14 protein-coding genes and 1 riboswitch are annotated in these 12,731 nt (G+C 53.6%); of the genes, 12 read left to right on the top strand and 2 right to left on the bottom strand.

Features of this window, described 5'->3' with window-relative positions; genetic code table 11:
• Positions 1–10: 10 nt before the first annotated feature.
• Together pduB and pduA are read right to left on the bottom strand one after the other, a co-directional pair.
• The gene (gene pduB / locus QNN86_RS00965) at positions 11–823 is read right to left on the bottom strand and encodes a propanediol utilization microcompartment protein PduB (RefSeq protein WP_181617214.1); all 813 of its coding nucleotides are present in this window, start codon (positions 821–823) and stop codon (positions 11–13) included.
• Entirely contained in the window at positions 823–1,104 is a 282-nt protein-coding gene (pduA, locus tag QNN86_RS00960; protein WP_003030255.1) for a propanediol utilization microcompartment protein PduA, read from the bottom strand. Before pduA ends, pduB begins: the two co-directional genes overlap by 1 nt.
• A gap of 525 nt (positions 1,105–1,629) precedes the next feature.
• On the opposite strand from pduA, the gene pduF reads away from it, so the two are divergent.
• The 12 genes from pduF (at position 1,630) to QNN86_RS00900 (ending at position 12,731) form a co-directional block, all read left to right on the top strand.
• The gene (gene pduF, locus QNN86_RS00955) at positions 1,630–2,439 is read left to right on the top strand and encodes a propanediol diffusion facilitator PduF (RefSeq protein ID WP_117343317.1); all 810 of its coding nucleotides are present in this window, start codon (positions 1,630–1,632) and stop codon (positions 2,437–2,439) included.
• 204 nt (positions 2,440–2,643) lie between these two features.
• Positions 2,644–3,555, top strand: coding sequence for a transcriptional regulator PocR (gene pocR, locus QNN86_RS00950; protein ID WP_181617213.1), 912 nt, complete (start codon positions 2,644–2,646; stop codon positions 3,553–3,555).
• A gap of 331 nt (positions 3,556–3,886) precedes the next feature.
• Positions 3,887–4,062, top strand: a riboswitch (cobalamin riboswitch).
• An 87-nt stretch (positions 4,063–4,149) separates the two neighbouring features.
• Positions 4,150–5,529, top strand: coding sequence for a cobyrinate a,c-diamide synthase (locus tag QNN86_RS00945; protein WP_181617212.1), 1,380 nt, complete (start codon positions 4,150–4,152; stop codon positions 5,527–5,529).
• Positions 5,526–6,485 (top strand): adenosylcobinamide-phosphate synthase CbiB, encoded by a 960-nt coding sequence (cbiB, locus tag QNN86_RS00940; protein ID WP_181617211.1) that lies wholly within the window; start codon positions 5,526–5,528, stop codon positions 6,483–6,485. Before QNN86_RS00945 ends, cbiB begins: the two co-directional genes overlap by 4 nt.
• 10 nt (positions 6,486–6,495) lie before the next feature.
• Complete coding sequence (locus QNN86_RS00935) at positions 6,496–7,128, top strand: cobalt-precorrin-8 methylmutase (protein WP_181617210.1); 633 nt, start codon at positions 6,496–6,498, stop codon at positions 7,126–7,128.
• Complete coding sequence (gene cbiD / locus QNN86_RS00930) at positions 7,125–8,273, top strand: cobalt-precorrin-5B (C(1))-methyltransferase CbiD (RefSeq protein ID WP_181617209.1); 1,149 nt, start codon at positions 7,125–7,127, stop codon at positions 8,271–8,273. Before QNN86_RS00935 ends, cbiD begins: the two co-directional genes overlap by 4 nt.
• A complete protein-coding gene (locus QNN86_RS00925; RefSeq protein WP_115258160.1) occupies positions 8,258–8,863 on the top strand; it encodes a cobalt-precorrin-7 (C(5))-methyltransferase in 606 nt (201 codons plus the stop codon). The genes cbiD and QNN86_RS00925 overlap by 16 nt, the downstream gene beginning before the upstream one ends.
• On the top strand, positions 8,853–9,422 hold the full coding sequence (locus QNN86_RS00920) for a decarboxylating cobalt-precorrin-6B (C(15))-methyltransferase (protein WP_115258161.1): 570 nt from the start codon (positions 8,853–8,855) through the stop codon (positions 9,420–9,422). Before QNN86_RS00925 ends, QNN86_RS00920 begins: the two co-directional genes overlap by 11 nt.
• Positions 9,415–10,188, top strand: a complete 774-nt coding sequence (locus QNN86_RS00915; RefSeq protein ID WP_181617208.1) for a cobalt-precorrin-4 methyltransferase — start codon at positions 9,415–9,417, stop codon at positions 10,186–10,188. The genes QNN86_RS00920 and QNN86_RS00915 overlap by 8 nt, the downstream gene beginning before the upstream one ends.
• A complete protein-coding gene (cbiG, locus tag QNN86_RS00910; protein WP_181617207.1) occupies positions 10,169–11,224 on the top strand; it encodes a cobalt-precorrin 5A hydrolase in 1,056 nt (351 codons plus the stop codon). The genes QNN86_RS00915 and cbiG overlap by 20 nt, the downstream gene beginning before the upstream one ends.
• A complete protein-coding gene (locus QNN86_RS00905; protein ID WP_181617206.1) occupies positions 11,224–11,949 on the top strand; it encodes a precorrin-3B C(17)-methyltransferase in 726 nt (241 codons plus the stop codon). Before cbiG ends, QNN86_RS00905 begins: the two co-directional genes overlap by 1 nt.
• The gene (locus QNN86_RS00900) at positions 11,946–12,731 is read left to right on the top strand and encodes a cobalt-precorrin-6A reductase (protein WP_181617205.1); all 786 of its coding nucleotides are present in this window, start codon (positions 11,946–11,948) and stop codon (positions 12,729–12,731) included. The genes QNN86_RS00905 and QNN86_RS00900 overlap by 4 nt, the downstream gene beginning before the upstream one ends.

Raw genomic sequence — 12,731 nt, 5'->3', positions numbered from 1 at the left:
CTCACGGGTATCAGATGTAGGACGGACGATCGTTTTTCGGTTCTGAGCCGAGGGTCGCGAGCACGGTTTTACCGATTTCGCGGGCAGAGATAACGGCCTGACGAACGGCGCCGGAATCACCGGAAATGACCAGGATGGCTTCGTTACTGAAGCTGGTGCCATGGGCAGGGGAGCTGTAGGCAACGACTTCTACGTTGGCGGATTTCAGCGCGGTATCAGCCATCAGTACACCAACCGATGCCGGTGCGCCGACGATCACACCACAGGCACGACCAATGGGTGCGCCGAAGGCTTTTTCCAGCGCATAGCTGGCACGTGCGGTGTATTGCATTTCGATATGACCGGCTTCATTGGCGTAGACATCACCAAATGTGCGATCCAGTTCTTTCAGCGCGACTTCAATTCCGCGTTTTACGTCGGAAACATCATTGCCGCCGAGGATAATCAGTGAACCGTGGCCTGCTCCGCCTTTGGTATCTCGCGGAAGCTCAATGCTCACCACTTCAGTATTGGTGGCTTTTACCGCTTCATCAGCGGCCATGATATGTGGGCCTGCGCCGGTACGGGCGCCCAGAATGCCAATGGAGCGATAGCGTTTTTCAAGCTTCATCGCGTCCAGTAAGGCGCTGTCGACGTTGGCGATCACCAGACCGACGGTGTCGCCAATCGCGGTGCCGACAAATTCCGTTAAACTGCAGCTTTTCTCTGCCATAGCCGTCTCTCGTGTTGGATGATTATTTTCAGGGATAGCCTTGTGTTCCGGCGTTGCCACTCGAGCAATCACCTGCGCCATGATCTGTTCAACCAGTTCATTGCTGCTCATCAGCTAATTCCCTTCGGTAAGATTTTTTCGACATCGGTATGAGGACGTGGGATCACGTGTACGGCTTTCACTTCACCCACATTACGAGCGGCAGCGGCACCTGCATCTGTTGCCGCTTTTACCGCGCCAACATCACCGCGAACAATCACGGTGACCAGCCCTGAACCAATTTTTTCGTAGCCGACCAGCATCACATTGGCTGACTTCACCATTGCATCTGCGGCCTCTATGGCTGCAGTTAAGCCTTTGGTTTCTACCATTCCTAACGCTTCTTGTTGCATAAAGACCTCGTCTGGGTTGTTCCGATTTTCATGACTATAAAAAGAAGCGAGGAAAAAGAATGGCTGACTTGAAACGGAGAGTGAAAAAATAGTAAGCGATCGGTGATATAAAATTGCTTTATTTTCTTTTATATTATTGTTTTTAAATGTTTTTTGTTATTTTGTGAATATGAAAATTTGGTTATGTCAATACCAGATTTACATTTTTTCTAGTGACACGATAAATATCATTTGCTATGCGGTGGAAATGAAATTGTGATGTTTGTTTGAAAACAGAAATCTGCTGTTGGCAATATTTTATTATTTTTATAATGCGTTTTTAATAGGGCTAATGCCCGTTTTTGTTAGCTGTTTTAATAATGCTGACAGCAAGAATTTGTTATCACTACACGATTTTAAAAAGGTGGAAGTGCTCAGATTGCCAACAATTTGCCGACGGCACTTTTTATAGTAAGCCTTGAAGTACTCTACTGCCAGCAGGGAGTCCGCTGGTACAGACACGAACTCTGCTTAGAAGGTGTCACAATGAACGATTCACTAAAAGCGCAATGCATTGCCGAGTTTTTAGGTACCGGGCTGTTCCTGTTTTTTGGCATTGGATGCCTGAGTGCCCTTAAGGTGGCCGGTGCGAGTTTAGGGTTATGGGAAATATGCATCATTTGGGGTCTTGGGATTTCGCTGGCGGTCTACTTGACTGCCGGAATATCCGGGGCACACCTCAACCCTGCGATTACCATCGCTCTGTGGCTGTTTGCCTGTTTCCCTGGGCGTAAAGTTTTACCCTATACGGTCGCGCAAGTCGCGGGTGCCTTTGGCGGCGCGTTGCTGGCCTATTTGCTGTACGGCAGTTTATTCATTGAATATGAGACTGCGCACCATATGGTTCGTGGCAGTCTTGAAAGCCTGCAACTGGCCAGTATTTTTAGTACTTATCCAGCCTCTGCGCTTAGCGTATGGCAAGCGGCGCTGGTGGAAGTGGTCATCACGTCCATTCTGATGGGCATGATTATGGCGCTGACGGACGATGGCAATGGGGTGCCTAAAGGTCCTCTCGCGCCATTGCTGATTGGTATTCTGGTTGCCGTCATCGGTGCATCAACAGGTCCGCTCACAGGATTTGCCATGAATCCGGCGCGTGATTTTGGTCCTAAGTTGTTTGCCTGGTTTGCCGGATGGGGAGATGTTGCGATGACGGGGGGACGCGATATCCCATACTTTATCGTCCCGATTGTGGCACCGATCATCGGTGCGTGCGCCGGGGCAGCAATTTATCGTTACTTTATTGGCAAAAATTTACCGTGTAATACTTGTAAGCTGGAGGAAAATGAGAGCTAGCTTCATGGAAATTGTTTATTTCTGAAATGCAAAAACTGATTTCGTGATCCGGTTTCCTGAACAGCTTAAAAAGTCTCCCCACAATGGGAGACTTTTGTTATGGTCCATTAACACCTTTTATCATTGCGTCTAATAGCGAGATGAAAAGTGAATGTGAATAATGTGTTTTTATTTATAACAATAAATTAACTGAGAGGTTTTATCATGATTTCTGCGAGCGCCCTGAACTCAGAACTCATTAATAAAATCGCACAGGATTTTGCACAGGCCACCAGTCTGGCCGTTGTGGTTGTCAATATTCACGGTGATGAAATTTCTGAACTCTTTAATTTTACCCCTTTCTGCCAGTTGATGCGCCAGCACCCGCAGCACAGCACGCGATGCCGTATGAGCGATCGTTGTGGCGGTCTGGAGGCATCAAAATCAGACCAGCCGTGTATTTATCGCTGTCATGCCGGCCTTACCGATTTTTCAATCCCTTTAGTCATTGCCGGCCACCTGGTTGGTTTTGTTTTATGCGGTCAGGTGCGCTTAAGCAATGACGTAGGTCTGGTTGATATTTTGAATGTTGACGACCGCTGGCAGGCCGATCCCGAACTGCTCAGTGAATTCAGTAATGTGCCTGAAATGGACTATTCTCGGGTCATCGCCTCAGCCGATTTGTTGAAGCTGATTGTGGAAAATTGCCTTAAAAAACAATTGAATTTTGTTGTTATTAAAGACAGTCCACCACAGTCAGAGTCGGTGCGTCCAACCCGTAGCCCGACTCCGCATGACAGTAAAATGAAAAAAGCGTTGCGCTATATCGACGCACATTTGTCGGATGAGCTTCGCCTCGAGGAGGTGGCTTCTCATGTTTATCTCAGCCCGTACTATTTCAGCAAGCTGTTCAAAAAATATCAGGGAATTGGTTTTAATGCCTGGGTAAATCAACAGCGAATGGCAAGTGCTAAAGAGTTGCTTTGCCATAGTGACTGGAGTATTGCCAGCATTGCGCGAAATTTAGGCTTTTCACAAACCAGTTATTTTTGCAAAGTTTTCCGCCAGACGTACCAGGTGACGCCACAGGCTTTTCGCCAACAAATTAGCGTTGTTTCGTCTGATGAATCAGCATAAATAGCAATAATTTGCTATTGCCGATTTTTGATATCGTATTGTATGTCTGTCATTATAAAATGAAAAATAAGGATAGAAGGCAATAAATTGTCATAGCGCAACAAAGTAATAGCGTCTGAAGGATAAACTGCACCAGTTTTTATTTTTGTGATGAGATACAGTGTCTGTGTGAATGACTTTCTTTATTATTGTTTGGAGATTTCATTCGTAACGCAAATTTAAGAATGAACTGGATGATGCCATATCATTGGCTAAATGAGCGTAAAAGATATTTAAATGAATTTTTGTCATGAGGTGTGTTAATTCATCTCATGCCTGGAGCTTAATAGAATTGGCTCCTGAGCTGACAGGTTTACCACGTATGTGGTAGGGAAGGGGGTGAGAATCCCCCGCAGCCCCCGCTGCTGTGATGCTGACGACCCCGTATAGACCACTGATCGCGAGATTGGGAAGGACGGGTGAGAATGACGCTAAGCCAGAAGACCTGCCTGTCAGTGACTACCAACAACTTCGGTGGGAAGTGGGTTGCTCAGATGTATACAGTCGAAAGACTGGGTATCTCTACACCCCTACCACCCTGAACAGGATCAGGGTATGGCGGCTAATTTTCGCGCGTTTGTTCTTGCAGGTACCGGAAGCGGCTGTGGTAAAACCACAGTGACGCTGGGCTTGTTGAGTCTGCTGAAAAAACGCGGTTTGCGCGTCCAGCCTTGCAAGGTCGGTCCTGATTATCTGGATACCGGCTGGCATACCGCCGTATCTGGCACAGCCTCCCGCAATCTTGATAGCTTCATGCTCCCCACTTCCACGCTGAACGCCTTATTTTGCGAACATATGCAGCACGCGGATATCGCCGTCATCGAAGGCGTTATGGGGCTGTATGACGGTTATGGTACGGACCCCAATTACTGCAGTTCCGCCGCGATGGCGAAGCAACTGGGCTGTCCGGTCATTTTGCTGGTGGACGGTAAAGCCGTCTCAACGTCAATTGCCGCCACGGTGATGGGATTCCAGCATTTTGATCCAACGCTGAACATTGCTGGCGTGATTGTTAACCGGGTAAACAGCGAAACGCATTACCAGCTACTTAAAGTCGCCATCGAACGCTACTGTTCGATACCGGTATTGGGCTATGTACCCCGCGTGGATGGCGTGGCGCTTCCGGAACGTCATCTGGGACTGGTGACCGCACGTGAATCAATCGTCAACCAGTTGCCGTGGCAGGAATTTGCTACAACGCTCGAGCAAACGTTAGATATCGACGCGCTGCTGGCCTTAAGCCAGTTAGGCACCCCACCGGTGGGCGAATGGCCCGCGCTTCCTGCCGCCGATGCCGGAACTGGACTGACGCTTGCCATTGCTGATGACGAAGCATTCAACTTCTACTATCCGGATAACATTACGCTACTGGCGCGCACGGGCCTCAATATTGTCCGTTTCAGCCCGCTACACGACAGCCGTCTCCCTGACTGTCAGATGATCTGGCTAGGGGGCGGATACCCTGAACTGCACGCTGCCGGGCTTGCCCGAAATTCCACCATGCTGGCGCAACTGCGTGCAGCTCATCAGCGCGGTGTGGCGATTTACGCGGAGTGCGGTGGTCTGATGTACCTGGGGAGTTCGCTGGAAGACAGCAACGGCGATATCTGGCCGATGGCGGATATTATTCCCGGTCACAGCAAAATGGGCAAACGTCTGACCCGATTTGGCTATTGTGAAGCGCAGGCCGAACAACAAACCTTACTCGCTGCGCCCGGTGACGTGCTGCGCGGACATGAATTTCACTATTCCGATTTTACCCCTCAAACCCAGGCCGTGATGAGCTGTCGCAAAGTTCGCGATGGCGAAACGTTACAGGCGTGGTCTGGCGGTTGGCAGGTTGGCAATGCGTTTGCCAGCTACCTGCACGTTCATTTTGCTCAGCGTCCGGAGATGCTTAATCACTGGCTGGACGCCGCGAGGAGCGTGAAATGACACTGCTCGCGTGGTGTGTCGCCTGGCTGCTTGATTTTATCATTGGCGATCCGCAGAGCTGGCCGCATCCGGTACGTTGGATTGGCAATCTCATTACCGCTGTGCAGCGCCTGGTGCGCCGCTACTGCCATAGCGATGGCATGCTGCGTATCGGTGGCGCAGTGCTGTGGGTGGTGGTGGTCGGCGTGACCTGGGGCGTTTCATGGAGCGTACTGGCGCTGGCACAATCGCTTCATCCGTGGCTGGGTTGGGGCGTCGAGGTGTGGATGATCTTTACCGTACTGGCGGGCCGCTGTCTGGCTAATGCTGCCCGGGATGTCGAACGTCCACTGCGTGCCAATAATCTCGCGGAAAGCCGGGAAAAACTCTCCTGGATTGTCGGACGTGACACCTCACAATTGCAGCCGAAACAGATCAATCGCGCAGTGGTGGAAACCGTCGCTGAAAACACCGTTGACGGCATCATTGCGCCGCTGTTCTTCCTGTTTCTCGGCGGCGCGCCGCTGGCGATGGCCTACAAAGCGGTGAACACCCTGGACTCCATGGTTGGCTATAAAAATGAAAAGTACCGCGCTATCGGTATGGTCAGCGCGCGACTGGATGATGTTGCGAACTTTATTCCTGCCCGGCTGAGCTGGCTGTTGCTGAGCGTGGCTGCATTTTTGTGCCGCCAAGACGGATCGCGTGCTTTACAGATTGGCTGGCGCGATCGCTGCAACCACAGCAGCCCAAACTGTGCATGGTCGGAGGCATCCGTTGCCGGGGCATTAGGCATTCGGCTGGGTGGTCCTAACGACTACTTTGGCGAACGCGTTGAGAAACCGTGGATCGGTGATGCACAACGAGACATTTCAGTAGACGACATTTCCCAAACGATACGATTGATGTGGGTAGCATCGACCCTGGCCCTGGCGCTGTTTATCGCGCTGCGGTGTCTGTTGGTCGGTGTGGCCTGAGGACAAAAAGATGCAATACATTCAGCAACCCCTGGCGATTGAAGCCAAAAGTTTCGACATCATTGGCGACATTATTCGTGAAACCCGCCCGGACTATCAGTTTGCCAGCCCGTTGCATGAGGCCATCATCAAGCGAGTGATCCACACCACCGCTGACTTCGACTGGCTGGACATTTTGTGGTTTTCCGATGACGTACTGGCGCAGTTTTGCGCTGCGTTAGGCCGCTCAAGCGTGATTTATACCGATACCACGATGGCCCTTTCCGGGATCAACAAAACGTTGCTGGCAAAATTCGGTGGTGAATGCCGCTGCTACATCAGCGACCCGCGCGTGGTGCGTGCAGCAAAAGAACAGGGGATCACTCGTTCGATGGCGGCCGTCGACATTGCGGTGCAGGAAGAGGGGGAAAAGCTGTTTGTCTTTGGCAATGCGCCGACGGCGCTGTTCCGCCTGATGGAACACGATGTTGCCGTGAGCGGCGTGGTCGGTGTGCCGGTAGGATTTGTCGGCGCGGAGGAGTCGAAAGATGCGCTGACGAAAAGTCATCTGCCTGCCATAGCAGCCCTGGGCCGCAAAGGCGGAAGCAACGTCGCAGCCGCTATCGTCAACGCGATGCTCTACCACATGCAGGGGGCGCGATGAGCGACCAACCCTTTGACGCACCGGTATGGCACAACGGTAAAGCGCTGCGCAAAGGGTACACCACCGGATCGTGTGCGACGGCAGCAGCCAAAGTCGCTGCGTTGATGGTATTGCGTCAGCATTTGATCCATCAAGTATCCATAGTCACCCCGTCCGGGGTCACGCTATGCCTGAACGTTGAGTCGCCGCACATTGAAGGGCAGCAGGCGATTGCCGCTATTCGTAAAGACGGCGGCGATGATGTAGACGCCACCCACGGGATGCTGATTTTTGCTCGCGTGACGTTAGACGACAGCGGCGAAATAGCGCTGCAGGGCGGCGAAGGAGTCGGCACGGTCACCCGCAAAGGAATAGGCTTACCGGTAGGCAGTTCGGCGATCAATCGCACGCCGCGTCAGACCATCGAGTCAGCGGTTCGCGAGGCGATCGGCCCAAATCGTGGGGCACAGATTGAAATTTTTGCCCCGGAAGGTGAAGAGCGGGCGCAGAAAACCTACAACTCGCGTCTGGGTATTCTGGGCGGCATTTCCATTATCGGCACCACCGGCATTGTTACGCCGATGTCGGAAGAGAGCTGGAAGCGCTCACTATCGCTGGAGCTGGAAATTAAACGTGCGGCGGGACTGGAGCGCGTGGTGCTGGTGCCGGGTAACCACGGTGAACGTTTCGTCCGCGAACAGATGGGGATTGACACGCAGGTGGTGGTCACCATGAGCAACTTTGTCGGCTACATGATTGAAGAGGCCGTCCGCCTTGGATTCAAGCAAATCGTCCTCGTCGGGCATCCGGGTAAGCTCATCAAAATTGCAGCGGGTATTTTCCATACCCACAGCCATATTGCTGACGCGCGTATGGAAACCCTGGTCGCCCATTTGGCGCTGCTCGGCGCGCCGCTGGAATTACTGACGCTGGTCAGCGACTGCGATACCACCGAAGCGGCGATGGAACACATCGACGCCTACGGTTTTCAGCATATTTATAACCATCTGGCTAAACGTATCTGCATGCGTGTCCTGCAGACCTTGCGTTTTACCAAAAACCCGCCGACCTGCGACGCCATCATGTTCTCTTTTGATAACCAGATCCTCGGCAGCAACCGCCCGGTCGCAGAGATTGCGCAGGAGATGACATGCTTACCGTTGTAGGGATGGGACCTGCGGGGTTGCATTTGATGACGCCCGCAGCACGCGAGTCTGTCGCTACGGCGGATGTGCTGGTCGGTGGTAAACGGCATTTGCAGCAGTTCCCGGATTTTACCGGCGAGCGGTTTGCCCTTGGCGCCAATATCCCGGAGTTATTAACCTGGATTGGCGAGCATCAGGGGAAGCATGTAGTGGTACTGGCCTCTGGCGATCCGTTGTTCTACGGCATTGGCACCCGGATGGTGGCGCATTTTGGCATTGAACATGTGCGCATTATTCCTGGCATCAGTGCGGTGCAATATCTGTGCGCGCAGTCCGGTATTGATATGAACGACATGTGGCTGACCAGTAGCCACGGCCGTAGCGTCTGTTTCGATGAACTGGCACGACATAACAAGGTGGCGATGGTCACGGATGCCCTGTGCGGTCCACGCGAAATTGCACATCAGCTTATTGCCCGTGGTAAGGGGCATCGCTGGATGGTGATTGGCGAAAACCTGGCAATGGAAAATGAACGCATCCACTGCCTGCCGCTCAGTGAAATTAATGCCGACTATGACATGAATGCAGTGGTGATCCTCGATGAAAGATGAGCTTTTTCTGCGTGGAGAGAAGGTGCCGATGACCAAAGAAGCGGTCCGTGCACTTGCCCTCTCAAAACTTGAATTACACCGCGCCACGCACCTGATTGATATTGGCGCAGGAACCGGCAGCGTGTCGATAGAAGCGGCGTTGCAATATCCATCGCTACGCGTGACGGCGATTGAACGTAACCCGGCGGCACTCAGGCTGCTGGACGAGAATCGCCAGCACTTTGCCTGTGCCAACGTCGATATTTATCCCGGTATCGCGCCGATGACCATCGCGGAAAAAGCGGATGCCATCTTTATGGGCGGCAGCGGCGGTCACCTGACCGACCTGATCGACTGGTCGATGCGCCAACTGCATCCCGCCGGACGGCTGGTAATGACCTTCATTCTTCAGGAAAACCTGAATACCGCGCTGGCGCATCTGGAGCACCTTGGCGTGCAGGGTGTGGACTGCCTGCAAATGCAGGTGTCATCACTGACCACGCTTGGCAGTGGCCACTATTTCAAACCGAATAATCCCGTTTTTGTTATCGCCTGTCAGAAGGAAGGAAACCATGTCTGAGATATTTGATCCCCGTAGTGTGTGGTTTGTTGGCGCTGGTCCTGGCGATCGCGAGCTGATTACCCTCAAAGGTTACCGGTTGCTGCAGCAGGCGCAGGTAGTTATCTATGCCGGATCGCTGATTAACACCGAACTGCTGGAATATTGCCCACCTGGCGCTGAGTGTCACGACAGCGCCGAACTGCATCTGGAACAGATCCTCGACCTGATGGAAGCCGGTGTAAAAGCGGGTAAAACGGTTGTGCGTCTGCAAACCGGCGACGTCTCGCTGTACGGCTCGGTCCGCGAGCAGGGTGAAGAGCTGACCAAACGCGGGATTGAATGGCAGGTGGTGCCAGGCGTGAGCGCGTTCCTCGGGGCAGCGGCAGAACTCGGCGTCGAGTATACGGTACCTGAAGTGTCGCAGAGTCTGATCATTACCCGTCTTGAAGGTCGTACGCCGGTACCGGAGCGCGAACAACTGGAGGCGTTTGCCAGTCACCAGACGTCAATGGCGATTTATCTTTCCGTCCAGCGTATCCATCGGGTGGCTGAGCGTCTGATTGAAGGCGGTTATCCGGCGACCACGCCAGTGGCGGTCATCTATAAAGCCACCTGGCCTGAAAGCCAGACCGTACGTGGCACCCTTGAGGATATTGGCGACAAAGTGCGCGATGCGGGGATCCGCAAAACGGCGCTTATTCTGGTCGGCAACTTCCTGGGCTCGGAGTATCACTACTCCAAACTCTATGCGGCGGACTTTAGCCATGAATACCGTAAAGCCTGAGTCTATCGCGTTGTTCTGCCTGACGCCCGGCGGTGTTTTGCTGGCGAAGCGTCTGGCGGCAATGCTACCGGTGACCTGTTTCACCAGTGAAAAATTGCTGGAGGAGGGATTTCTTCCCTTCGAAAACGGGTTTGCCAATGCGGCCCGCGATGCGTTTGCGAACTATTCGGCGCTGATTTTTATCGGCGCGACCGGTATTGCGGTACGCGTGCTGGCCCCGCTGGTTAACGACAAGTTTTGTGACCCGGCGGTGGTCGTGATCGATGAGCGTGCGCAGCATGTCATCAGCCTGCTGTCGGGCCATGCGGGGGGCGCTAATACACTGGCGCGTTACCTGGCGGGCATGCTGGGTGCGGATCCGGTGATCACCACGGCGACGGATGTGAATGACATGGCGGCGCTCGATACGCTGGCGTTTCAGCTGAATGCGCGCATGACCGACTTCCGTTCAGTGGTAAAAATCGTCAATCAGATGCTGGTCAGCAACAAACGGGTTGGCCTGTGGTGGGACGACGAACTGGCGCAGGACGTCAGTCATTGCGATCGTCGTGGTTTCATCACGGTGACTGACCTGAACCAACTCCCTGAGCTGGATGCGCTGATTTGCATCACCTTGCGGACCGATCTCCCCGAGTTGCCCCTTCCGCACTGGAAGCTGGTGCCACAGCGGGTTGTCGCCGGGATTGGCTGTCGTCGCGATACGCCGTTCCCGCTGTTAGCTGAACTGCTTTCCCGCCAACTTGAAGCCCAACGGCTCGATCCGTTGGCACTAAAAGCCATCGGCAGCATCACGCTGAAAAAAAATGAACAGGGGCTTATCCAACTGGCTTCCTGCTGTCGCGTACCTTTCGAAACCTTTACTGCTGACGCGCTGCGTGAGCATGAACACCGTTTTCCTGCCTCATCGTTTGTGCGTAAAACGGTCGGGACGGGGAGCGTCTCCGGTCCTGCAGCCTGGCTGCTGAGCCATGGACAACTGTTAGGCGAGACCCTGCGTGAACAGGGCGTCACTATTACTTTGGGAGTTTCACACTGATGTTAACCGTAATTGGAATTGGTCCTGGCTCGCAGGCAATGATGACCATGGAAGCCGTTGAAGCACTGAAAGCGGCAGAAATTATCGTGGGTTACAAAACCTACACCCACCTGGTAAAAGCCTTCACCGGCGATAAGCAGGTGATCAAAACCGGGATGTGCAAAGAGATAGAACGCTGCCAGGCGGCGATTGAGCTGGCGCAGGCCGGTCATAACGTGGCGCTAATCAGCAGCGGCGATGCCGGAATTTACGGCATGGCCGGGCTGGTGCTTGAGCTGGTCAGCAAGCAGAAGCTGGATGTTGAGGTCAAGCTGATCCCGGGGATGACTGCCAGCATTGCCGCCGCCTCTTTGCTCGGTGCTCCGCTGATGCACGACTTCTGCCATATCAGTTTAAGCGACCTGTTAACACCGTGGCCGGTGATTGAAAAACGCATTGTGGCCGCGGGCGAAGCTGACTTCGTGATTTGTTTCTATAACCCGCGCAGCCGTGGTCGCGAAGGGCATCTGGCGCGGGCTTTTGAGCTGCTTTCTGCCAGCAAAAACGCACAAACACCGGTGGGTATCGTGAAGTCAGCGGGACGTAAAAAACAGGAAAAATGGCTGACCACGCTCGGCGAAATGGACTTTGAACCGGTAGATATGACCAGCCTGGTGATCGTCGGCAACAAAACAACCTACGTGCAGGATGGCCTGATGATCACGCCACGCGGTTACGTACTGTGAATTACGGTGATGTGCTGGTCATGGGGGGTACCAGCGATGCGCGCATGCTGTGCCAGCAACTGGATGCGGCGAACGTGGCTTATACCCTGTCAGTGGCCACCCCAACGGGGAAACAGCTGGCGGGCGATATTAAAGGTCAGGTGCGCTGCGGACGTCTGGAGCGGGAGCACATGATTGCCTGGTTGCAGGAAAACCGTACGCGCTGGGTGATTGATGCCTCACATCCGTATGCCGAAGTGGTGAGCCGTAACATCATGAGCGCCTGTGAAGCGGCGGGCGTGCTGCTGAGCCGTTATCAGCGCCCTGAGCAGCTGAGTGGCTTAACGCACCCGCATCTGCACACCGTTCAAAGTATTCAACAAGCCTGCGACGTAGCGCGTCGCTTTGGCGAGCGTGTGCTGCTGACCACCGGCAGCAAAGATCTGGCTATCTGGCGCGCGGGGCTGCCGGAAAAAACGCTGCTGGCCCGCGTACTGCCGGTGCCTGACGTTATCCAGCAATGCGCCGATCTCGGATTTGGTGTGGGTGAAATCTTCGCCCTGTGCGGGCCGTTTAGCGCTGAGTTCAACGCCGCCTTTTACCGTCAGTGTCAGGCTGATGTGGTCATCACCAAAGCATCGGGCGCAGAAGGTGGTTATCAGGAAAAAGTACAACCCTGTCTGGATGCCGGGATCCCCTGCATCGTGATTACACGTCCGGCACCGTTGGTGACGGGAGAAGAATTACTGGAAAGTCAGGCCGCATTTGCGGCGCGTTTAACGCGCTGGCTGGCCACGGTTTAA

The sequence above is a fragment of the Citrobacter sp. C348 genome, from assembly GCF_047467975.1.
Lineage (GTDB): Bacteria > Pseudomonadota > Gammaproteobacteria > Enterobacterales > Enterobacteriaceae > Citrobacter > Citrobacter gillenii.
The sequence above is the reverse complement of the archived record's forward strand: the minus strand, read 5'-3'. Positions and strand labels throughout refer to the sequence as shown.